The organism is Paenibacillus farraposensis, assembly GCF_020736845.1.
In the GTDB taxonomy this organism is placed as follows: Bacteria; Bacillota; Bacilli; order Paenibacillales; family Paenibacillaceae; genus Paenibacillus; species Paenibacillus farraposensis.
In genome coordinates, this window is sequence record NZ_JAFFQR010000112.1 from 232,622 (window position 1) to 257,993 (window position 25,372).

Annotated in this window: 26 protein-coding genes, 1 other RNA gene and 1 pseudogene; 11 read left to right on the forward strand and 17 right to left on the reverse strand. The window is 46.6% G+C overall.

Annotated features, from left to right (window positions below; all coding sequences use genetic code 11):
• Positions 1 to 2: 2 nt before the first annotated feature.
• The 4 genes from JO375_RS19575 to JO375_RS19590 form a co-directional block, all read right to left on the reverse strand.
• Positions 3 to 659 (reverse strand): TlpA family protein disulfide reductase, encoded by a 657-nt coding sequence (locus JO375_RS19575; protein WP_229526035.1) that lies wholly within the window; start codon positions 657 to 659, stop codon positions 3 to 5.
• Positions 660 to 834: 175 nt separating this feature from the next.
• Positions 835 to 1,572 carry an exonuclease domain-containing protein gene (locus tag JO375_RS19580; protein ID WP_229526036.1) on the reverse strand — a complete coding sequence of 246 codons (738 nt, stop codon included), beginning with the start codon at positions 1,570 to 1,572 and terminating at the stop codon, positions 835 to 837.
• Positions 1,569 to 2,651 (reverse strand): DUF294 nucleotidyltransferase-like domain-containing protein, encoded by a 1,083-nt coding sequence (locus tag JO375_RS19585; RefSeq protein WP_229526037.1) that lies wholly within the window; start codon positions 2,649 to 2,651, stop codon positions 1,569 to 1,571. Before JO375_RS19585 ends, JO375_RS19580 begins: the two co-directional genes overlap by 4 nt.
• Before the next feature lie 47 nt (positions 2,652 to 2,698).
• Complete coding sequence (locus JO375_RS19590; RefSeq protein ID WP_229526038.1) at positions 2,699 to 4,102, reverse strand: ammonium transporter; 1,404 nt, start codon at positions 4,100 to 4,102, stop codon at positions 2,699 to 2,701.
• Positions 4,103 to 4,361: 259 nt separating this feature from the next.
• Here JO375_RS19590 and JO375_RS19595 point away from each other — a divergent pair, with 259 nt between their 5' ends.
• Both JO375_RS19595 and JO375_RS19600 read left to right on the forward strand, forming a co-directional pair.
• Complete coding sequence (locus JO375_RS19595) at positions 4,362 to 4,829, forward strand: MerR family transcriptional regulator (protein ID WP_229526039.1); 468 nt, start codon at positions 4,362 to 4,364, stop codon at positions 4,827 to 4,829.
• 41 nt (positions 4,830 to 4,870) lie between these two features.
• Positions 4,871 to 5,542 carry a zinc metallopeptidase gene (locus JO375_RS19600; protein WP_229526040.1) on the forward strand — a complete coding sequence of 224 codons (672 nt, stop codon included), beginning with the start codon at positions 4,871 to 4,873 and terminating at the stop codon, positions 5,540 to 5,542.
• A 96-nt stretch (positions 5,543 to 5,638) separates the two neighbouring features.
• Here JO375_RS19600 and JO375_RS19605 read toward each other — a convergent pair whose 3' ends face one another.
• Both JO375_RS19605 and JO375_RS19610 read right to left on the reverse strand, forming a co-directional pair.
• Entirely contained in the window at positions 5,639 to 6,568 is a 930-nt protein-coding gene (locus JO375_RS19605) for a LysR family transcriptional regulator (RefSeq protein WP_229526041.1), read from the reverse strand.
• Positions 6,569 to 6,663: 95 nt separating this feature from the next.
• Complete coding sequence (locus tag JO375_RS19610) at positions 6,664 to 7,287, reverse strand: rhomboid family intramembrane serine protease (RefSeq protein WP_229526042.1); 624 nt, start codon at positions 7,285 to 7,287, stop codon at positions 6,664 to 6,666.
• 119 nt (positions 7,288 to 7,406) lie between these two features.
• On the opposite strand from JO375_RS19610, the gene tpx reads away from it, so the two are divergent.
• Positions 7,407 to 7,925, forward strand: coding sequence for a thiol peroxidase (gene tpx / locus JO375_RS19615; protein ID WP_229526043.1), 519 nt, complete (start codon positions 7,407 to 7,409; stop codon positions 7,923 to 7,925).
• 91 nt (positions 7,926 to 8,016) lie between these two features.
• Here tpx and JO375_RS19620 read toward each other — a convergent pair whose 3' ends face one another.
• The 4 genes from JO375_RS19620 to JO375_RS19635 all read right to left on the reverse strand — a co-directional run bounded on the left by JO375_RS19620 (position 8,017) and on the right by JO375_RS19635 (position 11,631).
• Positions 8,017 to 8,409, reverse strand: coding sequence for a DUF1499 domain-containing protein (locus tag JO375_RS19620; RefSeq protein ID WP_229526044.1), 393 nt, complete (start codon positions 8,407 to 8,409; stop codon positions 8,017 to 8,019).
• Positions 8,410 to 8,623: 214 nt separating this feature from the next.
• Positions 8,624 to 8,816, reverse strand: a non-coding RNA gene (gene ssrS / locus JO375_RS19625) — 6S RNA.
• Positions 8,817 to 8,874: 58 nt separating this feature from the next.
• Positions 8,875 to 9,636, reverse strand: coding sequence for a YesL family protein (locus JO375_RS19630; RefSeq protein WP_229526045.1), 762 nt, complete (start codon positions 9,634 to 9,636; stop codon positions 8,875 to 8,877).
• Positions 9,637 to 10,059: 423 nt separating this feature from the next.
• Positions 10,060 to 11,631: a DEAD/DEAH box helicase gene (locus JO375_RS19635; RefSeq protein WP_229526046.1), complete on the reverse strand. Its 1,572-nt coding sequence runs from the start codon at positions 11,629 to 11,631 to the stop codon at positions 10,060 to 10,062.
• A 330-nt stretch (positions 11,632 to 11,961) separates the two neighbouring features.
• Here JO375_RS19635 and JO375_RS19640 point away from each other — a divergent pair, with 330 nt between their 5' ends.
• The 3 genes from JO375_RS19640 (at position 11,962) to JO375_RS19650 (ending at position 14,759) form a co-directional block, all read left to right on the forward strand.
• Positions 11,962 to 12,783, forward strand: a complete 822-nt coding sequence (locus tag JO375_RS19640; RefSeq protein WP_229526047.1) for a YitT family protein — start codon at positions 11,962 to 11,964, stop codon at positions 12,781 to 12,783.
• 172 nt (positions 12,784 to 12,955) lie between these two features.
• Complete coding sequence (locus tag JO375_RS19645; protein ID WP_229526048.1) at positions 12,956 to 13,144, forward strand: hypothetical protein; 189 nt, start codon at positions 12,956 to 12,958, stop codon at positions 13,142 to 13,144.
• 244 nt (positions 13,145 to 13,388) lie between these two features.
• Positions 13,389 to 14,759: an MATE family efflux transporter gene (locus tag JO375_RS19650; protein ID WP_229526049.1), complete on the forward strand. Its 1,371-nt coding sequence runs from the start codon at positions 13,389 to 13,391 to the stop codon at positions 14,757 to 14,759.
• On the opposite strand, the gene JO375_RS19655 is transcribed toward JO375_RS19650, so the two are convergent.
• From JO375_RS19655 to JO375_RS19675, 5 genes and pseudogenes are all read right to left on the reverse strand, one after another.
• On the reverse strand, positions 14,756 to 14,965 hold the full coding sequence (locus tag JO375_RS19655; RefSeq protein ID WP_229526050.1) for a DUF3906 family protein: 210 nt from the start codon (positions 14,963 to 14,965) through the stop codon (positions 14,756 to 14,758). The two genes, JO375_RS19650 and JO375_RS19655, sit on opposite strands and share 4 nt — an antisense overlap.
• Before the next feature lie 116 nt (positions 14,966 to 15,081).
• Positions 15,082 to 16,053 (reverse strand): 6-phosphofructokinase, encoded by a 972-nt coding sequence (gene pfkA / locus JO375_RS19660; RefSeq protein WP_229526051.1) that lies wholly within the window; start codon positions 16,051 to 16,053, stop codon positions 15,082 to 15,084.
• A 23-nt stretch (positions 16,054 to 16,076) separates the two neighbouring features.
• Complete coding sequence (locus JO375_RS19665; RefSeq protein ID WP_229526052.1) at positions 16,077 to 17,156, reverse strand: tetraprenyl-beta-curcumene synthase family protein; 1,080 nt, start codon at positions 17,154 to 17,156, stop codon at positions 16,077 to 16,079.
• 197 nt (positions 17,157 to 17,353) lie between these two features.
• A pseudogene (locus JO375_RS19670) lies at positions 17,354 to 17,750 on the reverse strand (MATE family efflux transporter); the annotation flags it as partial.
• A 213-nt stretch (positions 17,751 to 17,963) separates the two neighbouring features.
• Positions 17,964 to 18,161 carry a cold shock domain-containing protein gene (locus tag JO375_RS19675; RefSeq protein ID WP_229526053.1) on the reverse strand — a complete coding sequence of 66 codons (198 nt, stop codon included), beginning with the start codon at positions 18,159 to 18,161 and terminating at the stop codon, positions 17,964 to 17,966.
• A 172-nt stretch (positions 18,162 to 18,333) separates the two neighbouring features.
• Here JO375_RS19675 and JO375_RS19680 point away from each other — a divergent pair, with 172 nt between their 5' ends.
• The 5 genes from JO375_RS19680 (at position 18,334) to JO375_RS19700 (ending at position 22,301) form a co-directional block, all read left to right on the forward strand.
• Positions 18,334 to 18,567 (forward strand): hypothetical protein, encoded by a 234-nt coding sequence (locus JO375_RS19680; protein WP_229526054.1) that lies wholly within the window; start codon positions 18,334 to 18,336, stop codon positions 18,565 to 18,567.
• 7 nt (positions 18,568 to 18,574) lie between these two features.
• Entirely contained in the window at positions 18,575 to 18,763 is a 189-nt protein-coding gene (locus JO375_RS19685) for a hypothetical protein (RefSeq protein ID WP_229526055.1), read from the forward strand.
• Between the two features lie 198 nt (positions 18,764 to 18,961).
• Positions 18,962 to 20,758 (forward strand): oligoendopeptidase F, encoded by a 1,797-nt coding sequence (gene pepF, locus JO375_RS19690; RefSeq protein WP_229526056.1) that lies wholly within the window; start codon positions 18,962 to 18,964, stop codon positions 20,756 to 20,758.
• Positions 20,759 to 20,872: 114 nt separating this feature from the next.
• Positions 20,873 to 21,250, forward strand: coding sequence for a LapA family protein (locus tag JO375_RS19695; protein WP_229526057.1), 378 nt, complete (start codon positions 20,873 to 20,875; stop codon positions 21,248 to 21,250).
• Positions 21,251 to 21,263: 13 nt separating this feature from the next.
• Positions 21,264 to 22,301 carry a M42 family metallopeptidase gene (locus JO375_RS19700; RefSeq protein ID WP_229526058.1) on the forward strand — a complete coding sequence of 346 codons (1,038 nt, stop codon included), beginning with the start codon at positions 21,264 to 21,266 and terminating at the stop codon, positions 22,299 to 22,301.
• A gap of 142 nt (positions 22,302 to 22,443) precedes the next feature.
• On the opposite strand, the gene JO375_RS19705 is transcribed toward JO375_RS19700, so the two are convergent.
• Together JO375_RS19705 and JO375_RS19710 are read right to left on the reverse strand one after the other, a co-directional pair.
• A complete protein-coding gene (locus JO375_RS19705; RefSeq protein ID WP_229526059.1) occupies positions 22,444 to 24,396 on the reverse strand; it encodes an ABC-F family ATP-binding cassette domain-containing protein in 1,953 nt (650 codons plus the stop codon).
• A gap of 118 nt (positions 24,397 to 24,514) precedes the next feature.
• Entirely contained in the window at positions 24,515 to 25,315 is an 801-nt protein-coding gene (locus JO375_RS19710; protein WP_229526060.1) for a DUF92 domain-containing protein, read from the reverse strand.
• Positions 25,316 to 25,372: the final 57 nt, after the last annotated feature.

Sequence of the window (25,372 nt, forward strand, 5' to 3'; positions counted from 1 at the left end):
CTTTATGGGTTCTTGGACCTCAAAGACACCTTCTTTTTTTGCAGCATCTGTAATTTACGTTCCAATTCCTGCTCATTTAACATACCGATGATGATTTCGTGTACCTGTCCATGAGGATCAACCAATACATGTGTCGGAAAAGCAGCTCCCCCAAACCGTTCAAACAACGCTCCTTGCTCATCAAGCAATATTGGAAATTGCAGCCCCAAAGAGCGGGAGAACTTCCGCACATCCTCCAATCGGTCATAGCGAGTTACATTGATCCCATACACATCCACATCATGTTTGTACTTGCGATACAGCTCATTCAGCATCGGCGCTTCCACACGGCACGGATCACACCATGAAGCCCAGAAGCTGATAACAAGTGCTTTATTGCGTGTCTCCCCTACATCATAGGACTTATCATCCAAACCTTTTAGAATCATGGCTGGAAGCCGTTGACCGGGTGTTATCCTTGGGGTCGCCTTTATCTCACCTGAATCAACCTCCTCTGCGAATACCTTCGCTTCAATCCCCTCCTCATGTGTATAGTCATCCTGTAACAGTACATTTTTATCGGGCACGCTTGATGCATAGGCCATGCTGGTAGTAATTCCCCATACTACTGCTCCCGCAAGCAGCAAAGTCACTTTTATAATCAAACCCAATTTTTTCACCCTTTAATCACCTGTCTTTCCTTCCGGTCCTCTTGAACCTCCCCATAGGATACCCAGCCTGCTCCCGACTCTAACCCTCCGTATCTGCGATGTGCACAAAAAAAACAGCAAACCCGCGCATGATCGCGAACCTGCTGTTTTGAGTGCAATCTGAAGCTTGATGCCTTGTACCCTGTCAGGCATGACTTAGATGTGCATAAATATCAGCCAAATTAGTTACGTTACGTTTAAGCATTTCCTGCACATATGCCACCCACAGCTTGGCTGTCATTTTAGCGTCCTCCAGCGCATGATGCCGCCCCTCAATCAGAATGCATTGATGGGTCAGCAATTCATCGAGGCTATACGTCTGGTGCTGCTGTGGCTCCAGCCACTTGGCAAGCATCATCGTATCCAGAACACGGTGCGTCAGCTGAACTTTGGACGTTTTCCATAAAGCGGCATTCAAAAAGGCCTTATCATGCGCGCTGGCATGCGCTACAAGCACACGACCACCTACAAAGGACATAAAATCGTGCAGTCCATTCATCAGCGGCGGAGCCTTGTCGGTCATTTCCCGGGTAATCCCGGTTAGCTCTGTAATATGCTCGGGAATCACTGTACGCGGATTGACGAGCGTATAAAACTGCTCTTTTTCCATAATCGTATCCCCAACTACCCGAATCGCTCCGAATGATAAAATCTCATCTCCATGCTGTGCAGAAAATCCCGTCGTCTCCAGATCAAAAACAACCGTCTCCAAACGCTCCAGCGGGGTCCGCAATACTTCAGAGCGCCGTTGCTCCCGGGTTAAGGAGCGAATAAACGCCATCTGCTGAGCCGTAGGAGCTCCCATTACAGAAGCGATGGCAGACGGCACTCCCCCTCTGCGAAGAGCGCCCCAAAAGCCGCCCCCCTGCGCCGGTTTTTTCATGATCTTCTCCCTTCCATGAATCGAAGCTGTCTTTGCAACGCACGATGGAGCCGCCGCACCGTTGAAAGAGCCTCGCGCAGCTCATGCCAGCCCTTGCCTTGCTTCAATGGCTTGACAGCCAGATAGCTGTTGCTGACCAGCAATCCGTCCCTCTCCTGCACTGGAGTAGCCATACGCAGCCGAAGCGCAGTCCGAAAAGCCCGCTCGCAGGCATCCAGCAAAGGAAGCGGTGCAGCCTCCAATAGCGCCAGGTGCCTGAGCCTTTTCAGCGTAGAGGTTTCCTCCACTCCGTGCTGCAACGCGAGAAACCGCACTACATTTACCAGCGGAATATACAACCCGTATTTCACATCAAAATCGCCCGCATGCTCTCCGAAGCGCTCGGTAACAATCTGACCTAAAATGTTAAGTGTCGCTTTATGCCTCACTGTGTTCCTGAGTACCGCTAAAGGCAAATCGGGGTGTTTTCGGAACAACTCATAAAAGCTGCATTTCCATTCAGAGGATAATTGTGCATCACCGGCAATATGCCGCATGTCAGACGAGATGATCAGATAACGGATCGGCTCCCAGGCAAAATCATCCGACCATTTCGTCAACTGATCCCGCCAATCAGACAATGTGCGGCGCCACAACAGCTCCGAACACATCACTTTCCCCTCGCATTTGGGATATCCCAGATACTCCAGCATCGCAGACAGTCTGCAACCAAGCTCTCTAAAATACAATTCCTTATCCGCAGATGCAACATCGCTGATGATCATACCGTTATCCTGGTCACTCCACAGAGTCGATTCCAAGCGCCCCATGCTTCCGAAGGCTATAAATGCATAAGGGACGGGAGGGAGGCCGAAGCCATCCTCAACCATCCCTTTTTCGCATATTTGTACAGCTTTGGCCGCGATGCGGTCATGCATTTCATTCGCCGTTTGCAACCAGTCTGATAACGGATCGGAGGCTCGGGAAGCCAACAGCCATTTTTGAGAATCGACCCTGGCCTGCCTTAGCGATTCAGGCGTGTCTGCATGATCAATCTCTCCGGCGGAACTCGCCCACGGGGCCACATTTTGCAGTTCCATATAACCATCTCCTCCGCTCTTCATACTGGCTCTCTATAATTTACATCTTAGTTTGCAATTCCAGAACGCTTTTCAGCCTCGGCAACCAGCTTCATTTGTTCCGGATAGCCGTACGTACCGTGTTCACTGATGTCCAGTCCCATCGTTTCTTCCTCTTCTGTAACGCGAATACCCATAATCGCTTTCATTCCACCCAGAATAATGAATGAAATGACGAACACAAAGGCAAATGTACCAACCAGACCGAGCAGTTGCACTCCCAGTTGCGTAAGTCCGCCACCATAGAATAGCCCTGCTTGACCTACACCTGTTACTTTTACAAGCTCAGGAGTAGCGAACAACCCTGTCGATACTGCACCCCACATCCCTGCAATACCATGTACAGAAAAAGCATACACCGGATCATCTACTCTTGCGCGCTCAAACCATTGTGCTGTAAAGAAAGTGACGATCCCTGCTACTGCACCGATAACCAGCGCTGCCCAAGGAGCTACAAAGGCACATGAACCTGTAATAGCCACCAAAGCTGCCAGCACGCCATTCAGCATCGCAGGAATATCTGCTTTTCCATATACCATCCAGGATACGAGCAAAGCGAAAACCCCGCCCGCCGCAGCTGCAATATTTGTAGTCAACGCCACATATCCGAAAAATCCGTCATTCATAGCCGATACCGCACTGCCCGGGTTAAATCCAAACCAGCCAAACCAGAGAATAATAACACCCAGAATAGAATACACCTGATTATGACCTGGAATGCTATTTGGCTTACCTTCCTTATTAAACTTGCCCAAACGCGGTTTGAGCAGCAATGTAGCGACGAGCGCTGCCGTGGCGCCTGTCAGATGGACTACCGTTGAACCGGCATAATCCTGCATACCCAGTTTACCAAGCCATCCTCCGCCCCATACCCAGTGAGCTACAACCGGATAGATCACGATAGAGAACAAAATCCCGAAAATAATGTATACACTTAATTTTGCACGCTCTGCCATTCCTCCACATGCGATCGAAAGAGATACCGAAGCAAAAGCAAAATGAAACAAAAACATAATGGTAACCGGTACATCCAGAGCTGAAAGAGAATCAAACGATGCTCCAGCATCGGTCCCGCTCATGAAGAAACCCGTCAATCCCATAAATCCGTTGCCGCCATCGTTGCCAAAGCCGAGTCCAAATCCTAGAGCCCAGAAGGACAAAGCCGCAACACCTGTGGTAAGGATCGTTTTACCAGCAACATGCCCCGCATTCTTCATTCGTGTCGAGCCGGCCTCCAGCAATGCAAACCCCGCTTGCATGAAGAACACAAGGATAAATGCCAAGAAGGTAAATACCGTGTTTAAGCCTGCTTGAAGCTGAATATTTGTCGGACCGTCAGCAGCGAATGCACCCACCGGAAAAGCCAGTACCGTCACCATGGCCAATAATGCAACTAACCACTTTTTTCTCATGAAGTCCACTCCCTCGGATGTTATATTTCTTTACATAATATGAAAATCTTATTGTCATTATAAGCAGAACACATAAATGTTGACAAGATTTTTTTTTATTATGTTAAAAAAAGTTGGCCACGAGCCTTTCATGTCATATTTACTTACCAAAAAGGTAGTATGTTTTGGCTCTAGAAAAAGCATGACGTTTGACTGTATGGTTAAAAATCATGTAAAATATACTTATTAAACACTCGGTCTGCAGACGATATATTGAAGGTTGAATGAAGAACGCGAGGTGAGGGCAGATGGGGATACGAAGCTGTATCGAATTGGCGAACTAGCCAAGGCCGCGGGTGTCAGCGAACGAACCATTGATTACTATACAAAGCTCGGTTTGATCACACCTGAAGAACGATCATTGAAAAATTATCGGCTTTATAATGATGAAACCTTAAAAAGACTTGAACGTATTAACCAAATGAAACAAGAGAAGTATAGCCTTGAGGAAATCAGACAGACATTGATTAAATGGAACTCGGTTGCAGGCGACGATCAAGTCACCGACAAGCTGACAAGTCTGGAGATGCATATGCAGCGCCTGGCGCGTGAACTCCATGAGCTGCAGCCTCTACTGAGGCAACTCAAGCCCGTTCAAGCGCGTAAATTGCTTACTGGCATACTCCCGCAAAGCGCCGCTTGTATCGAAGCTCTAAAGTATTTGCTGGAGCATAGTTCTATGATGTGATTCCCGGGCTGTATAATGAAACAATAATGGAGGGTTGCTATATGATGGGGTTGTATATATTAATCATTCTTGCGTTCGTTTTGTCCTTATGGGCGCAATTTCGTGTAAAAGGTACTTTTAACAGGTGGTCTGATGTGCCCAATGAAAATGGTATGACAGGTTATGACGCCGCCCGGCACATGCTGGATCGCAACGGTTTGCATGACGTTCCTATTGAACCGGTACCCGGTGCATTGTCGGATCATTATGATCCGATCCATCGAGTTGTACGCCTGTCCGAGCCGGTGTATTATGAAAAATCCATTTCCGCGGTCGCTGTAGCTTGTCACGAGGTCGGCCATGCGATTCAGCATAAAGAGCATTATCCTATGCTGACTTTGCGTCATCGCATTTTCCCGCTCGTCAACTTTGCATCAGGTATTGCACCGTTTCTGCTGATTATCGGTTTGTTGTTCAGCTTCACGAACCTGATCGGTCTAGGCATCATCTTTTTCTCGGCTACCGTTGCTTTTCAATTAATTACATTGCCGGTCGAATTTAATGCATCCAACCGTGCCCGTGATATTATGGTTTCCGAAGGCTTTATCCACAGGGATGAGGAACGAGGTGTTGCCAAAGTATTGAACGCCGCTGCATTGACCTATGTGGCCGCCGCTCTCGTTTCCTTGCTCGAACTGATCCGGTTGATTGGAATTTTTAACAGCCGCGACTAATCCATTTATTACAAAAAAAGGCTGTTCCCTCATCATTGTGGTGGTAGAGGAACAGCCTTTTTTCTATCTATGCCAATGCCATATATTAGCTCCCGTTCATTCTATCTTCATACTTCCTTTTGCAGCAACTGCACTGCTCTGAAGACCAAAATATTGCAGCAAAAAAGTACGAAACGATTTGGCTACCAACGGAAGCTTGTCATCTCTGCGGTGAATTAGGCCAATCGTTCTCGTTACCTCCGGATCAACGATTGACACCCTTGCCGGCTGAAGCGGATTGGTCTGAAATAAAGCCATTTCAGGCAAAAGACTGACCCCCATACCGGCTGCAACCAATCCGCGAATCGTATCCGTCTCTTCGCCTTCAAAGGCGATATCCGGTGTAAATCCGGCCTCTAGACAAGCCTGCCAAACAATCGGACGAAGTGAATATCCGTCTCTGAACAGGATAAACTTTTCCCCTTTAAGCTGATCCAACCTGATATGTTCAGCTGTAGCCAGAGAATGATTAGGCGGCAGGACCGCGAACAGCTCCTCGGTCAGTACCACATCCCCCTCAACATGATCATGACGCTCTGGAAAAGGAGATACAAAAGCCAAATCCACCTCACCCGCTGATACGTCACGAATCAAGCTTGGATACATCCCCTGTTTAAATCGGAATTTAACATTGGGATACTTCTTTCGAAACTCAGCTACCACCGTAGGAATAAGATGAATCCCCAAGCTGTGTGGAAAGCCAATACGAATTTCGCCTCTTTCCGGGTCCAAAAACTCATGCACTTCCAAAACAGCCTGTTCCAAATCCTTCATAATCGATTCAACCCGTTTGCAAAATAGCTGTCCCACCGGTGTAAGCTGCAAATTGCGGCCTTTTTGCATAAAAAGGTTAACCCCCAGCTCCTCTTCCAGCTGATGAATTTGCCGACTAACCGCTGATTGCGCCACATGCAGCTCCTCAGCTGCCTGAGTGACATGTTCTTTTTGCGCTACTTTCATAAAGTATTGCAACTGTCGTAATTCCACTCCGATATTCGCTCCAATCTGTTTTTCAACATCCGGAAGAAGATGTTCTTGGGCACCTTCTTCTTATTCCCCTGCTGACTTAGGTAAAGCTTTCTTTAGTGACGTTTGCGTTGACTTGTTAATCTAATCATCAATCCATACAGGAAAAATCCACTGAGCAAGCCGCCAAAGTGAGCGGTCCAGTTAATGTTCGCTACAGCGAAAGAAAACAGGATACCAAACCCGAGCAGTGTATACAGCGTTTTGCGCGAGGCGTCATCCATGAGTGCTCGTTGAAACAGGGCAACGTACAAAAACGCACCATAAATACCATATATCGCCCCTGAGGCTCCTACAGAGATGGTCGTTTCGGCTAGCATATTGTAATGTGCGATGGACATTACGTTTCCTACGACACCTGTGACCAGATACAGCAGCACATAGCGAAGAGATCCCAGCAAGCGCTCCAACGGTGGAGCAAAAACGAGAATCGCAAAGGAGTTAAACAAAAGATGATCGAAACCCGCGTGTAAAAAGATGGCTGACACATAACGCCATAACTGATCCGAGAAAGGCGTCTCATTGATCAGAGCACCGTACCGGATCAGCGTTAAGCTATTCTGCGATCCCCCCTGTACCGTGAGCACAATAAACATCGCAATATTGATGAGCAAAATCAGACAGGTTACCGGGTAAAAACGCAAATAACTTTTCCAGTTCTCATAACGTAAAAAAATCAAGGCAATCCTTCCTTCATTGGTGTCTCCACCTTATTCAAATTGGACAATGTCTTTTATAAAAGATTATAATAGATTTCGGCAACGATAACCAATGCTAAAAACCAAGGAGGCTATTACATATGGCACAAGAACGAACCGGAGCTGCTACTTTTAAAGGCAATTCTTTGACGCTCATCGGTCCTGAGCTGAAAATTGGAGATCAGGCGCCTGATTTCAAATTGCAGAAAAACTTGCTGGAATCAGCCACACTTCAAGACTTTGCAGGCAAAGTCAAACTAATCAGTGTAGTTCCTTCTTTGGATACAGGCGTGTGCGACGCGCAAACTCGCCGTTTCAACCAGGAGGCGGGTTCCTTTGGCGACCAAGTCGTAGTGCTGACGGTCAGCGTGGACCTTCCGTTCGCTCAAGCACGCTGGTGCGGAGCTGCGGGTATTGACCGCGTATTGACACTGTCCGACTACAAGGATCATTCCTTCGGCGAAGCTTATGGGGTATTTATCAAGGAATTCCACTTGGACCATCGGGCTATTTTTGTTATTGACCAAAATGACAAAATCACTTACGTAGAATACTTGAGCGAAATGTCCGAGCATCCTGACTATGATCAAGCGATTGCAGCAGTGAAAAAACTCGTCTAAATGAAGGACGAATAGTAAAAAAGCGAGTGAAGGGCGGCCTTCCTCGCTTTTTTTGAACATGACATGCTTCAACACTCTCACACTTCTACAATCACTGTATGACCTTATAAGCGGATAACTTTTTATCAATCATAGCGAACAGCTGCAAAATGATGCGATAGTTCGCACCCAGGTCCCCCAGCGATCCGCGTGACGCGGAATAAATATCCACAGCACTCCGAACTGGTGAAACAGACAGTACAGAAACTGTAATGTCCATAGTTCTGCCGAACGCCGTTCGCTTCTCTAACGTAATCTCACCTACGGATGCTACCTCATGAAGTACCTTGTAGCCAGGAATCTTTTTTAAGATGGATAAAACCTCTTCCCAAGCCTTGTCTTTCGATAAGTTATAATAGCGTGTCTTCATTTGGGGGTCCTTGGCCCGGTCGCTTGTACCTTCTTGGCTGCGGACAATCCCTACCAGAGTCCTTTTCAACGACAAGACATTTCCTCCTTCACGATCATCGTTGCCATCATATGGCACATCGGTTTGGCTTTTGCTGCAAGCGCTTTATAAAATACGATAAGCAACCAAAAGTGAGCCGATCATACCTGTGGTATGCGATTGAGTACCTTATGTCTTAGTTTAACATTGTTGTATGCAAAAACACCCTGTTTCTACATAAGGCAGAACCAGAGTGTGTTCATTCCATTATGGAATACCCGCCATGCCGTCCGACCATAGCGTCTTCTGAACCTGCTTTAGCAGGTGGGTGACCGCAGAACAAACTTTTGAAGTCCCCTTGTCAGGAATTGACAGGGCTTTTCAGCTATTTATCGTATAAGTCTCCCTAGACATTGTCATTGGTTCAAAACAACAAATGACCGTAACGCACATCGCAGGATGTGACTTTATTATAACGCCTCTCCCTCAAAAAGTAAATGCTAAGGGAAATCTGTTTTATTTTTAGGAGTTATCACTTTTTTTGTCTTCAGAGCCTTCCTTCTCCTCATTTTTCCGTTTCATCTTTTCCATCTGATCCTGCATTTTGAGGAATGTTCCGTAAAAATTAAAGAAAGCAAACCAGGCAATTACGCTGCCGATAAAAAATAGAAACAGCACGGGATATTTGACCCCAATAAATATAACAACCGCGCTGCCAAGCATGGTGGAAAATACACGGAATGGTCTGATTAGCGTCAGTAAAACCGCATTTTTAATCATTTGACCGATAGACATATGGTAATGAGCGATCATTGAAAAGAAGTTAAACATCGACACAAGCAAAATAATGATGAGAATAAGCATGATAACGCCTACGATCTGCAGATTGCTAAACTGTGCCATATATACGGTATAGTCCACATACATGATAACAAGCAGTAACGTATAAAAAATGCCCCCGATCAGGCTCTGCTTATAATTCTCCTTGTATCCTTTAAAAAAAGTCCGAAACACACCGGTATCCGTATCACCCATTACCCATTTGCGAACAACCGTGAACATAGCCGATGTGGCTGGAAACAGAGTAAGCGGTGTCAAAAAAGCCAATGCCCAGTTCATTTGCAAGGATTCATTAGCCAAATTCTGATTCATGACAAATAGCTTGAGTATGAGACAAAATATAAAAGGCGACGAACATAACACCCATAATAAATTGGTAGCCGCCAGTCGGGTAATCCATTCCGTCAGGCGATAAATACCACCCATAGCTCCTTTAAACTCCAATGCTAGTCTCTCCCTCCGTAACCCTTAGCCATTCCAAGACTCATGATGTTGCTATGCCTATAATACCGACTGTTGACTATATCATACCGTATATCCTCCCTGGTACGCCAGTGAAATCCCAGGCTGCTCGTCACAACAGGTTCTTTTGCCAAGAAGGGAGTTATTAAGCTAACTTCGTTCCGATTCCTTTGTTTCTCCACTTTTTTGATCTCTAATATCTTCAACAAGAGCATATTCATTCCAAACAATGAAACCCTCGCTCGGCTTGTTAAAATCATTTAGATTAGAGTGCGTCATTTTTTTAATCATCTCGATCTCCCTTTATTCCTGCAGATTAAGTAAGAAGAAACGCTGCTTGGCGAAGATAAAGCCAAATGAAAAGCCGAAGTGAGTACTCGCTTCGGCTTTTCATTATATAATTTTTTACTCGGAAGAGGAATCTTCACGTCTTGCAGGACGACGAATTTCTCCATTGTTGCTTGAACGTGGTTTGCGATCTCCATTGTAGCGGCTTCCGGAATCGCGGTTGTAGCCGCCTTCTTTGCCACGGTTATAACCGCCATATCCACCTTTACCGCCACTGCCGCCGGAACGATTGGAATTATATCCGTTGCTGCGACCATAGTTGGACGGCTTGCGGCCACCGGAACGAACGTCTGGCTTGCGGCGTTTTGCGCGGATTGGATCTTCCGGAGTCAGCTCAATGGAAGCTTCTCTCTTCTCGCCAGTCATCAACTTCAGAGCTGCGGACAGAAGTTGTACGGAATCATATTGCTCCAGCATTTGAATAGCCAGACCTTTATACTCGTTCAACTCGCCTTTTTCCACAACCTCCAGGAGACGTTCTGCAATGATACGTTGTTTGCCTTCAAGCGCTTCAGCCAATGTTGGAAGCGGCTTGCGTGGAATGCGGTGACGGGTTACACGTTCGATGAAATGCAAATGATCAATTTCACGAGGCGTTACGAAAGACCAAGCTTCCCCTTCTTTACCAGCACGTCCAGTACGTCCGATCCGGTGAACATAGCTTTCCGGGTCTTGCGGCAGGTCAAAGTTCACAACGTGAGTAACGCCGGAAACGTCCAAACCACGAGCAGCTACGTCCGTTGCTACCAGCACATCAATGCTTCCATCGCGGAATTTACGCATAACAGCATCACGTTGATTTTGAGACAAGTCACCATGCAGACCATCGGCAGAATATCCGCGTTTTTGCAGGGCTTCAGCCAGCTCATCTACCCGACGCTTGGTACGGCCGAATACGATGGCGAGTTCTGGGGATTCCATGTCGATCAGACGGCTCAATGCTTCGAATTTTTGCCGCTCAGGAACTTCGATATAGGCCTGTTCAATCAGTGGAGCGCTAACTTGCTTAGGAATAACCGAAACATGCTCAGGATCTTTGAGGAATTGTTCAGCCAATCTTTTAATATTAGGAGGCATTGTAGCTGAGAAAAGCATCGTTTGACGCTCGTCCGGAACTTGCTTCAGAATGGATTGGATATCCTCCATGAAGCCCATATCCAGCATTTCATCCGCTTCATCCAAAACAACCGTGTTTACATCTTCCAGCTTAATCGTTTTGCGGTTAATATGGTCGAGCAAGCGACCTGGTGTACCAATGATGATTTGAGGTTTCTTTTTCAAAGCGCGAATCTGGCGCACGATATCTTGACCGCCATAGATCGGCAAAGTGCGAAGGCCCTTAAAGCGGGACAGTTTTTCGATTTCTTCAGCCACCTGAATCGCAAGCTCACGGGTCGGAGCCATAATCAGCGCTCTAATTTTTTCGTCGTTTCTGGCAATTTTACTGATCAGCGGAATGCCAAAAGCGGCGGTTTTACCAGTACCTGTCTGGGCTTGACCAATCATGTCTTTACCTTGCAACGCGATTGGAATGGATTTGGCTTGTATTGGGGTAGCTTCTTCAAAACCAAGCTCCGTAATCGCCTGAATTACTTTAGGTTCAAGATCAAATTCTGCAAATGTCGTCAAATTTATTCATACTCCTTCATAATGGTGGATGTGGTGGACAATCCACAATGTTGTCTGTATTCTTAAGTAGCGATATTATTGTATAAGTTTTCCCCATACAGTGGCAGTTTATTTGGGCTTATAACTGCGACAGACTGTAATAAACCCGGGGAACCCTATCTGATACATCTTAAACGCATTTACCATTTTCATTTTAAAACAGTTTAAATTTTAAATGTTTCTCTAGACACAGGTCCCTACTCAAGAATATCCACATCGCATTATAGCATAGAACATTTCATGAATACCAGCAAGTTGCTTCCCCCAAAATTTAAATGAGGTGAAAAAAAGTTGTTAAAAATAGTGTTAAACTGCTTTACTGTCATTCTTGGAGCCGCTGCCATAGCTTGCGGTTTTAATCTGTTTCTCGTGCCGCATCACATGTTGAGCGGCGGGGTAGCCGGACTTTCCATGTTAATCGGCTATTTCACAACATTCAATATCAGCACCATGTATCTTGTCATCAATATCCCGATGCTTATTGCAGGCTGGTTTATCTTGGGCAAGCGTTTTATTAGCCTGAGCATTTTATCCGTTGTCGCTACAACATGGATTTTGACCTTGATTCCAGTGCAATCTGTCGTATCGGACACACTGCTGGCGTCCGTCTTTGGCGGGGTGCTGATCGGTGTTGGAGCTGGAATTTCCTTTCGGGTGGGAGGGTCTACCGGGGGTTTTGACATTATCGGCTCCATCGTTACCCGTTATCGTGATTTCCCTGTAGGAACTGTACTCGTCGGCTTGAATGGGCTGGTCATTCTCGCGGCAGGATATTTGAACAAGGATTGGAATATTGCGCTGGCATCGATGTTAACCATTTTCGTGACTGGCAAAGTACTGGATCAAATTTACGTAAGTCATACGAAAATTACGGTTTACATCGTTACAGAACACACCGATAAGCTGTTAAAACGGATGTTGGCTACACCACGTGGTGTCAGTAAAATCAAAATTGAAGGTGCATTCTCACATATGGAAAAGGATATGCTAATGACTGTGACGACACGCTACGAGCTAGTGGAGTTAAAACGAATCATTAAGCAAGTGGACCCGTCTGCTTTCGTTAACATTGTAGAAACAGTTGGAGTCATGGGCTCCTTCCGCCGAAGATAAGCGTGCATCCAAGTGTCAAAATACAGTTTCTGTGGTACACTATAGATGGCTGTTCCTTCAGTCTGTTTAAGACCAGCTTTACCTGCTATTTCACAGGCACTTTGCTTTTCCGATTCGTAATGAATGATTCTTTTGGAATGATTCCGAGCAGGAAAGGGTGATTTTTGTGGAAATGGAAACGGTAAAACTGTCCGATATTGTCTTAAGATGGTATCCGGAAATGCTCCCTTCTCTCAAACAGAATGAGCTGAACTCAATGATTGTCCTTCGGGATGGTATGTCCATACTTAAGCAGGCGGATGCGCTAGAAATTATTCAGTACAGTATTTGTGAGCATCAGAATAATCATTTTCTCCAATAAATTTCTTTACCCCGTGCCGCTTTTTCCGGTTGCCTTCACAGCCGCGAAGAAGCGGCATTATTTATGTGCAGAAACAGATTCATCGCGCGAACCTTGGGTTAATCATATAAGAGTTAGAATGACGGATACAGTCTTTTTTGTTGCTGTTCAAATACTACGGTATCCCTTACAATAATACTTGACATGTTATGATATATCCTGTGATATATCTTCATGATCATTTTTTAGTAAATGAGGAAACAAAATGCAATTAACACTTTCAATAGGCCAGAAGTGGAGACAGTTTTTTTACATTTTACTGCCCATTCTGATTACACAGCTCGCGTTATCCGCCATGACTTTCTTTGATACCAATATGTCCGGGCACTTTTCCCCTGCCGATCTGGCCGGTGTAGCCATCGGTGTAAGTCTGTGGATTCCCGTGCAAACAGGTCTCAATGGCATATTGATGGCAATCACGCCGATTGTGTCCCAGTTGGTCGGGGCACAGCACAAAGATAAAGTTTCCTACTATGTCATTCAAGCGCTTTGGCTCTCTCTCGTACTGTCCATCCTTGTTCTTATTGCAGGCATTTTTCTCATCAATCCAATTCTGAACAGCATGAAATTGGAGCCGAGAGTTCATAATGTGGCTTTTTACTATCTCTTTTCGATGGCATTTGGCATTATTCCATTATTCGCCTACACTGTACTGCGAAGCTTTATGGATGCCTTGGGACAAACCCGCTTTACCATGATGATCACGCTCATATCCCTCCCCATCAATATCCTGTTGAACTACTTGCTTATTTACGGGAATTGGGGTTTTCCCCGTCTGGGGGGTGTGGGTTCCGGGGCGGCAACCGCCACCACCTATTGGATCATTATGCTAATTGCTGGCATCACTGCGCATCGGGGAAAGAAATTTGCCGAATACCGAATTTTCAGCAAAATTTACGGAATCGCGGCCAGTGCCTGGAAAGAGCTTATCCATATTGGCGTGCCGATTGGATTTGCTATATTTTTCGAGACTGCCATTTTCTCTGCCGTCACTCTCTTGATGAGCAGTTATAATACGGTTACCATCGCCGCTCATCAGGCGGCCATGAACTTTGCGAGCACGCTGTATATGCTCCCGCTCAGCATTTGTATGGCACTAACGATTCTGGTCGGCTATGAAACAGGGGCCAAGCGTTCGCGTGATGCCAAAACCTATAGCGTCATGGGGATCGGCAGCGCAGTGGGGCTGTCATTGATTACAGCTATTGGCCTGCTCATCTGGGGAGAACAGGTGGCTCGCCTTTATTCCAACGATCCGCAAGTGATTCAGTTGACTCAGCATTTTCTAATCTATGCGATTTTCTTTCAAATCTCTGACGCCATTGCCACGCCTACTCAAGGAGCGCTACGCGGGTACAAAGATGTCAATCCGGCCTTTCTGCTCACATTCCTGTCCTATTGGGTCATCGGCCTTCCCGTAGGGTATGTGCTTGCACGTTGGACGTCCTGGGGACCCTACGGCTATTGGATCGGTTTGATTACAGGTTTGGCAGTAGGCGCTATTTTGTTTCTCTGGCGTCTGATGCTGGTACAACGCCATTTTACTGTAAAAAAACAACACACAGAGGCTGTCTAGCCTTTGCGTGTTTCAATTACATATGCTGTGCCTGCACTTATTCTTTTTTTCTCTACAATCGCTACCTCATTCAGCTTGGGGGGATACAGAAAATGCCTCTCCACATGCTGATCGATCTCTTTAAATGCCTGTTCTTCATTTTCAGCGGCAAGAATGACCGTCAAAGCTCCTTCCGAGCTGTCCACTTCGATTTTGAACAAATACATGTACCATTGCCTCCTCATAGCTTCAATGCTAAAAAAATAGCGGATGACTCGGGTCATCCGCATAATATTACGATGTTCCAATATTAGAACCGATCTTCGATACGTAAAGGCTACTATTATTGGGACAAACGCAATGCCAGCTCGTAGAGTTCCATATTGAATTCTTTTTTTGTACTTACAACTTTACCAATGTCTGTAGCTACCAATTTACCATCAATGATTCCGCAAGCTTTGTCAGTTACGCCCTCGATCAACTGGCGAACAGCAAAGTCACCCAAACGGCTCGCCAGGTTGCGGTCAAACGCGGTTGGTGTACCGCCACGCTGGATATGTCCAAGTACCGTAACTCGCGGCTCATAATCCGGGCATTTTTCCTGGATCACCCGTGCTACATTTTCACCTTTGCCTACGCCTTCTGCAACGATAACGATACTATGGCGTTTGCCATGCTTAAAGTTTTGTTTCATCCGTTCCGCTACTTCTTCCAGGTCAAATTCTACCTCAGGCAGCAAAATAGTTTCCGCACCGGAAGCCAGCCCTGCATGCAAAGCAATATCACCGCAATGGCGCCCCATAACTTCCACAATGGATGAACGTTCGTGGGATGACATGGTGTCACGCAGCTTGTTGACCGCGTCCACTACGATACTAACCGCTGTATCAAAACCGATGGTGTAGTCTGTAAAGGAAATGTCATTGTCAATCGTACCCGGAAGGCACATGGTTTTAATGCCTTGCTTGGTCAGCTTGTTAGCCCCTTGGTAGGAACCGTCCCCACCGATAACGACTACGCCGTCAATTCCACGTTTGCGCAAAATTTCCGCGCCTTTCTTTTGGCCTTCCTCGGTCGTAAACTCCAGGCAGCGGGCAGATTGTAGCACCGTTCCCCCACGTTGGATAATATCTCCGACGCTTCTCAGATCCATCGGAAAAATGTCATCGTTCAAAAGGCCTTGGTAGCCGCGTTGAATCCCGAATACTTCCAGTCCGAAATACAAACCGCTACGCACGACCGCACGAACTGCTGCATTCATCCCTTGTGAATCTCCACCACTTGTTAATATTGCAATTTTCTTAACTGATGTCATGAATGATGACCTCCTCAAAAATGTCATATAAGCCTTCTTATCCATCGACTGTTCAACAAGAAAAACAAACGCATGAGTGGACTGTTTTTCATTAAACGTCTCGAAACAGCGCGGACATCCTGCTGCTCGCTAACTTTGGGGTCGGATAAATATAAAGCCAGCAATCCCTCGATAATCATCCGGTGAAAAGAACTGGCAGGGACATCTGCAATATCAGCCCTCGCCTGATTCACAACGTAAGCGATCCGGTCCAGCATCATGTCGGCATCTTTATAATAATTGCAAAAGTTAAGATCTCCGCCCTTCCGGTCTTCGTCTTGATCGATTAGATAATCCAGCAAAATATGAAGACTGCACACATGTGGAAAATATGATGCATGTATTGAGGCAGCTCCCGCATCTGTGAGACGCCGGTCGCTTGCAGCAAGAAACAGCATAAAGACCCCCAGGGTTGAACCGGTAGCCGCAGCAAATTCGTTCCAGCGTAGCTCCGGCGTACGGTCTTTATGCAGCGACCACCAGTCCAAAAGCGCTTGTTCCCGCAGCTCGGGTTTAATATGCTTGTATACTTGCAAATCCGTGTATAATCCCGCTAAATCCTGAACGTAAGGCATTGCCGCCTCATAGCCGGGAAGCCTGCTTACACAAGACTGACAGGTTGTCACCAGCTTGGTTAAATAACCACCATCCTCCTGTTCACGACGCAACTGATAATAGTTCACCGGCTTAGCCGCAGGATTAACCGCATCCAGCATAGACTGATGCAGCAGCCTGAAATCATCCGGGTCCATGGACGTACTGCGATCACACAGGTTGTCCAGATAATCGCTAATGGTCTGGTACGCCACGATCAGCGGAATCAGCGTCTGCCGGGCAGACATATTGGCTGCGGCATAGACCGCGCCGCCTACGCAGTGAAACGTCTTTTCCGCTATACTCGCAAGTGCCTGCCCTCTTAATTCAGGGTCCGGGATCAGCTTCGCCTTGCTCTTCCAGTTGCTCAATTCTTGTTTCGTTTCAGGGAGAATATGCTTGTACATTCGGCTCATTAGACCTATGGGGCCTCTCGGTACTTGATAACGTCCTTGCTCAACATAACTCAAATGACGGTGCCTCCACATTGTTGTCTACGTAATTATACCTATCCAAACCATATTCATTATAATATGATCGTCCTTTTAGCACAAATGAACAACCTCACTTTTTTCATTAATATCCAAGAAAACTGGGCTATTTTCACAAAAGACTTTTCTCCTAATATGTTTAACTCGCCAAAATAGCATAAATGTCCTACTGATGCCTCATCCTTTGCTGGCATCATACTTTTGAGGCCATCTCCCATACTCATCAACTTCCATTTCAAGGAATAGTAGTAAAAGAACGACTGTCACCACAGAAATAACAAAACCAACCGGAAAGCTCCACCATAATGGCATCCAGACCATACTGATCAACAAACGCATAGGCCAGTGGGATTCGAATCCATCCCCCCGGTTAAACATATAAATAATTACTTCAGCTCCGCCAGTCAGTACAAAATTATACGCAATTCCAATCCAGGTTGTTCTGCGAACACGCTCCCAATGCCCGGCCCCGATATTTTGTGCAGCAAAGGAAGATACAGCCGCTCCTAGCACCATTGCCGGCACCTGCACATAGCTGGACAAATTATTAGCTGCCGTATAAGCCGCTGCTGCACTCATTTTATCAACTCTCCAATTTAAAATGATACCCGCTTGGTTTATTACGTAGGATACCCTGATCCAAATCAACCTTTCTCATAACATAAACGTTTTTTACGCAAAAAAGCGCAGTTCCTTAAATTTAAGGAACTGCGCTTTCAATTCATCGTTTAACCGTAATATATAAGACATCCGTAAAACGGAACAATTCTTACAATTCAGTTACACTTACAGTTTGATTACGTTAGCTGCTTGTGGTCCACGGTTACCTTCGGTAATTTCGAACTCAACCGCTTGACCTTCTTCCAAAGTTTTGAAGCCTTCGCCTTGGATTGCGGAGAAGTGTACAAATACGTCTTCGCCACCATCCACTTGGATGAAGCCATAACCTTTTTCTGCGTTAAACCATTTAACTGTACCTTTCAAGTGAACAACCTCCTAAAAATACCGCCATCTATGGCGAATATCCATATTATACTTCATGCTTTTTCACAATGCAATTGATGTTTTTAACGAATTTTTAAGCTGGAATGATTTGCTTTTGCGGCGGAAACTGCGGTATCATGAACCAAAACATCTATATATCGGAGATATGCATATGATGAAAAAACACGAAATATATAAAAAAGACAAATGGAACATGATGACTGTCGAGGTGCAGGGCCGTTACATTGTTTTAAGGGAAATATCCGACGATTGGGGCGAGGAAGCTCACACCTTTTTGAGCCGTCCGGCGCTGATGAAGTGGGCCCAAAACCGGTTTCCCAAGCAGTCCTTTCAAGATAATGAGGAAGAGTGGGAGCGGATCATAAACGCTTTCAAACAGGTATAACCGATTCATGGTATCCAACAGCTACCTGATCTTCATTATCTTGGCCTTCACGCTGGGCGGAGTGCTAATTATGAAACGTGGCACGATACCGGCTCCTCTCAAAAAGTGGATGGCCCTCACTGCTGTGATCATGGTTTGCCTTGCCTTTTATCTTATTGTATACAGCTTGCTAAATATAGGTTCCAACCCACAGTAGGAAATTTATACTTTCGGGGATGAGAGGTCATACTAAGGCATAACAAGCCATGGTATAAGGAGGACATGCTGTTCTATGCATTCCGTAAAACCTTTTGTCCTGCTGCTTGCAGTAAGCGTGACGGTTTCTTCGTTGTGGCATCCGTCTCTTACCGCCGCAGCTCTACCCCACATTATGTTCGATCAGAGGAGGTCCCCTATGAGTAAAATTGTAAAACGCGCTGATGTACCAGCGGAAAATACATGGAAACTGGAAGACCTGTTTCCCGACCTCAAGGCTTGGGATCAAGAATATGAGGAAGTCAGACAGTTAGCCAAAAAGGCTGCCCAATTTCAAGGGAAGCTTCATTCAGCCGAAGCTATAGGCAACTGCTTCAAACTGGAGGATGAACTGTCGCTCAAGGCTGAGCGGGTCTATGTATACGCCCATCTGCATCATGATGAGGATACGGCTGAACCTACATACCAAGGGCTTTCACAAAAAGCCAAAAAATTAGGCGTTGAGGTTAGCGAGTCGCTTTCTTTTGTGACCCCGGAAATTTTGGCGCTGCCGGACCAGCAGCTGGATGCCTTCATTGATGATCCCAAGCTGGCGGATTACCGGTTTACTCTTCAAGAAATGAAGCGGGAAAAAGCGCATGTTTTGGGCAAAACAGAAGAAGCCATCCTCGCTCAGGTCGGCAATCTAGCTCAGGCACCGCAAACGATTTTTGGTATGCTGAACAACGCTGATTTGAAATTCCCTAAAATCAAGGATGAAAACGGCAAAGAGGTTGAGCTGACCCATGGCAGCTATATTCAATTTCTCGAAAGTCCGTATCGTGAAGTCCGTGAGCGTGCTTTTAAAGCGGTCTATGACACGTATGCCAAAAATAAAAACACGATTGCCTCTACACTGAGCGCCAATGTGAATAAAAATATTTTTTATTCTCGTGTTCGCAAGTATCCTTCCGTATTGGAAATGTCACTATATGGCGACAATATTCCGAAGGAAGTGTATACGAATCTCATTGATACCATTCATGAAAGCTTGCCCCTGCTGCATCGCTATATCAAGCTGCGCAAAAAGCTGTTAGGTGTGGATGAGCTTCATATGTATGATTTGTTCGCTCCGCTTGTGGACGAATACAAAATGGACATTGCGTATGAAGATGCCAAAAAGCAAACGAAGGAAGGCCTTAAGCCGCTGGGCAAGGATTATCTGGCTTCACTGCAAAAAGGCTATGATGAGCGCTGGATTGACGTTTATGAAAATGAAAATAAACGCACAGGCGCTTATAGCTGGGGGGCCTATGGCACTCACCCTTATGTGCTCCTGAACCATAAAAACAACCTGAACAGCATGTTTACACTTGCTCACGAAATGGGGCATGCGCTGCATTCATACTATTCAGACAACGCTCTGAAATACCGGGATGCACAGTACACCATTTTCCTGGCTGAAGTGGCATCCACGACCAACGAAGCGCTACTGATGGATTATCTGCTGAACAAGTCTACCGATCCAAAAGAGAAAATGTACCTCCTCACCTACTATGCGGACCAATTCCGTACAACGGTATTCCGTCAGACCATGTTTGCGGAATTTGAGAAGATTGTACATGAACGCGCAGAACAGGGCGAATCCCTTACACCGCAGCTTTTATCAGAGATTTACTATGATCTGAATGTGAAATATCACGGGCCAGGCATGAAGGTAGACAAAGACATTGAAATGGAGTGGGCGCGTATTCCCCATTTTTATAACAGCTTTTATGTCTACAAATATGCTACCGGCTTCTCGGCAGCAACCAGCTTTTCAAAACAAATTCTCGAAGAAGGCCAGCCAGCTGTTGACCGGTACCTGGGCTTCTTGAAGAGCGGCGGCAGCGATTATTCCATTAATATTTTGAAGAAAGCTGGCGTTGATATGTCCTCTCCGCAGCCAATTCGTGAAGCGATGAGCGTATTCGAAGAGGTCATTACGGAAATGGAAAAGCTGACGAAAGGAAAATAGAACCGTATACGTCTACAAACCGGCATTGAAGCGATGCACGGATATATCCCTTGTCCATCACGGGCAAGGGATTTTATAATGTACCGTATGAAAGGAACGGGAGGAGGTGGCAATTTGAAAACACAATGGTCTTTGATCGCTGCTCTTGTTATCGCTTTGTTAACGGCTGTATTTGCTGTCATAAACGTGAATTCGGTCCAAGTAAACCTGCTGTTTAGCACGGTGAGTATCCCTTTGATTTTACTTATTCTCGGCTGCACTCTTTTAGGTGGGCTGATCGTCGGTTCAATCGGTATCTTTCGCCAATATAAGCTGCAGAGGGAGATTAAACGTCTGACTACCCAGCTTCAAAACCTTCAGGAAGAGCATACCTCCACGATGGAAGCCTATGGGCATATGACCTATGATACACCTGATTCATCAGGTACATTAACTACAGTCGACAACGTTACAGAGCAACCGTCCTCTTACCCTGATCGGTTGTCCAAATGAGGAGGAGCAACAAATGACGATTCAATTGAATGAAAATTACATGATGGACTTTCTGTATCAGCTGCTGAATACACCCAGCCCCAGCGGGTATACTCATCATGTCATGGAACTGATCCGCAAGGAAGCCGAAAGCCTCGGCGTTCCAATCGAATGGAATGCCAAGGGAGGCGCCATCTTAACTCTAGAAGGCCAGGAAAACGGCCATACGCTTGCACTGAGCGCGCATGTAGATACATTGGGTGCCATGGTACGCTCCATTACCAATCAGGGCACCTTGCGTCTGACATCCGTCGGCGGCTTCATGATGAACAGTATTGAGAACGAATACTGTCTTATTCATACCAGAAGCGGACAGACGTTTACTGGCACCATCCTGTCCAGCCATCCATCCGTGCATGTCTATGACGATGCACGAAGTTTTGAGCGCAAAGAAAGCCATATGGAAATACGGATTGACGAGCTTGTTGAATCAAAGGAAGAAGTGCTTCAGCTTGGCATTGCGGCAGGCGATTTTATTTCGTTTGATGCCCGTCCGGTCGTAACACCGAGCGGTTTCATCAAATCACGGCACCTGGATGATAAAGCCAGTGTGGCTGCGCTCATGGGTTTGCTGGAATCCGCCGTACATGAAGACTGGAAGCCGCGGCATACCGTTAAACTGCTCATTTCCAACTATGAGGAAGTAGGACATGGAGCGGCATACATACCTGAAGGAATCACCGAGATGATCGCTGTTGATATGGGCTGCATAGGTGAAGATTTGAACTGCAAGGAGACGGACGTGTCGATCTGCGCCAAGGATTCCTCCGGGCCCTATGATTATCATATAACGACCTGTCTGATTGAGCTGGCCAAAGAACTTCAGATTCCGTATGCGGTCGATATTTATCCGCACTATGGCTCGGACGCCTCGGCTGCGCTAAAAGCAGGCAACAACATCCGCGCTGCACTGATCGGCCCCGGTATACATGCCTCCCATGCCATGGAGCGTACACATAAGCAGGCTGTGGTGAACACCGCCCGTCTGCTTGCCGCTTATGTGACAGTTTAGATACAAGCCTGTTACGAACAGGGAACAGGGCTGTTCACGAAAAAGCAAGTCTCCCGGGTTTGACGGTGACTTGCTTTTATTAGTCTGAGCCGACCAGAAAAACAGATTTCTGCACAATGTGTACTGCATCCTTTATGAATGCTCAGGATTTGCTTTGTTCAATTTTTTCGGCCAGCTCGTTCAGATAGGTCCAGCGTTCCATTTGATACTCCAGGTGCTCTTCGGCCTTCGCCTGCTCCATCATGAGCTCCTGCAGACGAGCCGAATCACTGAAAGCCTCCTCCATCTGTCGCTGGATGTCGGCCAACCGTTCTTCGGCTTGTTCAATCAGATCATCAATCTGCTCAAATTCCCGCTGTTCCTTAAAAGAAAATTTAAGCTTGGTTTTGCCTGTTTCCTTGACCGGATTTGAAGCACCCGCTGATTTAGATGTGACAGAACGAACCGAAGAAGCTGTAGCTTGCGAAGCAGATGAACCCGCAGCGGTGGTCGGAGCATTTTTGCCGATCCATTCTGCATACTCACTGTAGTTGCCCACATGCACACGTACCTGACCTTCGCCTTCGAATGCGAGTATCTTATCCACCGTCCGGTCCAGAAAGTACCGGTCATGAGATACGATGAAAGATACACCTGGAAATTCATCCAGATAGTCTTCCAGTACGGAAAGGGTCTGGATATCCAGATCATTTGTAGGCTCATCCAGCAACAGCACGTTGGGTGCGGACATCAGGACACGCAGCAGATACAAGCGTCGTTTTTCCCCGCCGGACAATCGGGAAATTACCGTCCATTGCGCGTTTGGCGGAAACAGAAAACGCTCCAGCATTTGCGCAGCCGTAATCGTGCTTCCATCTGCTGTACGAATCACTTCAGCCTCTTCCTTGATGTACTCAATGACACGCAGGGATTCGTTCATTTCCTGATGCTCCTGAGTAAAATAACCGAGTTTTACGGTCGGTCCCAGCACAATACTGCCGGAATCCGGCTCTACACGCTGGGCAATCATTTGGAGCAGGGTAGATTTTCCGCTGCCGTTGGGGCCCAGTATACCGACACGATCCCCAGGAACCGCGATGTAGCTCAAATCCTGTATCAGCTTGCGGGAACCGATGGATTTGGACAGATGTTCCAGCTCCAAAATCTTTTTGCCGAGTCGGGCAGAGGCTACAGACATATCCACTGTTCCCGAGCGAGCTTCCGGCTGCTGATCCCTGAGCTGCTCATAACGCTCAATACGCGCTTTCTGCTTGGTCGAGCGAGCCTTTGCCCCCCGACGAATCCAGGCCAGCTCATTTCGCAGCAGGTTCTTTCTTTTTTGTTCTGATGACGCTTCCCGTTCCTCGCGTTCTGCCTTCAACTCCAAAAAACGGGTATAATTAGCCTCATACCGGAAAAGTCGGCCATGATCCAGCTCCAGCATCACATTCGCTACGCGATCCAGAAAATAACGGTCATGCGTGATCATTAATAACGCGCCACGTCTTTTTTGTAAATATTGCTCCAGCCATTCCACGGATTCATTATCAATATGGTTGGTAGGCTCATCGAGAATAAGCAGCTCGCAGGGTTGAATCAATGCCGCCGCCAAAGCCACCCGTTTGCGCTGACCGCCGGACAAAACGCCCATACGTTCCTCAAACTGGGTGATTCCCAGCCGGGTAAGTATATTTTTGGCTTCACTCTCCAACTGCCATGCCTGAAACGTATCCATTTGCTGGCTGGCCTTTAACAGACGGCTTTGAAGCTCCCCGCTGCCCGGGTTCATCTCCAACAGCTCCATGATTTCCATGTATTCGCGCACGGCCTTCATTTCCGGCTGATTGCCGTTAAAAATATGCTGAAGCACCTTCATCTCAGGATCAAACTCCGGATTTTGCGCCAAATACTGAATACGTACATCATTGTTCACAGCAATATTGCCGTCATCTGGTGGCTCCAGACCGGAAATTACTCGTAAAAACGTTGATTTACCGGTACCGTTTACCCCGACAACTCCGATTTTTTCACGTTCATCCATACCAAAGGAGGCATCTTTAAACAATATTTTTTCGCCATAGCTTTTCGTTATATGTTCAACGGTCATAATATTCATATGGATTCCCTACTCTTCCCCAATTTTGTGTTGTGTCCTGTACATTTTAACACAGACACAGCCAATGCTTAAAAAACCGTTACCGAACGAAATCAATACGGTTTTTGGCTGCAAGCTATTAAAAGAACAAACCTGCCAGGGCAACCAGTCCTCCGAGAATGGAACTAATGCTATTCACCCGATCATTACTCATCCAATGCCAGCCACGCACATAGACCGTCGCTTGTCCACAATGCGAGTCTACTTCAACTTCCCGTCCACAAACCGTACAGGAACGCATCCACTGTATCGTCGCACCCAGATAGGAATCAGCAAAAGCCCCTGCGCTGCCAGAAACCCCTCCAATGAATGCCCATAGCCATAGCGGCAAGCCTGGCGTTCCGATGGCATACCCAAATGCCCATGCGCCGATTCCGATCAATGCACCTCCAGCTAAGGCGGCTATTGTTCCCATTACAGATACGCCACCAGAGGTTCCGGGTGCCAGCACCTTCCCATTAAGCACTGAGCGTGGCGGCTTACGGCTCAGGCTGCCTAATTCTGTCGCCCACGTATCAGAGGTGACTGTTGCCATGACTCCAACAAATGCCAGCTGCCAGGAGACATGGGGCCATAGCGCATACCCTAAGCATAGCAGCATCCCTATTCCTCCATTGGCCCAGACCTGGCCTGCATCCCGATTGCCTGTTTTGGCATACGATTTTTCCAGCTCTGCCTTGCTCTCCTTTTTGAACCTCGACAGAAGAGTTGATGTGATAAAGAATAGAAGCAAGGTGCCAAACCAGAACAGATTCCCCGCCCCATAATACACGGTTCCCATCACTACAGCTGCAACAAAGCCGGATAAGGTTAAGGATTTTTTATAAAAAGCAGCCCCCGCCACCACAGCAGCGCAAAGCAACCCGATGATCCAATCCATGAAATCCCCCCGTTCGCGAATCAAATCCCCATATTTCAATTCTTTATATTATTGTAC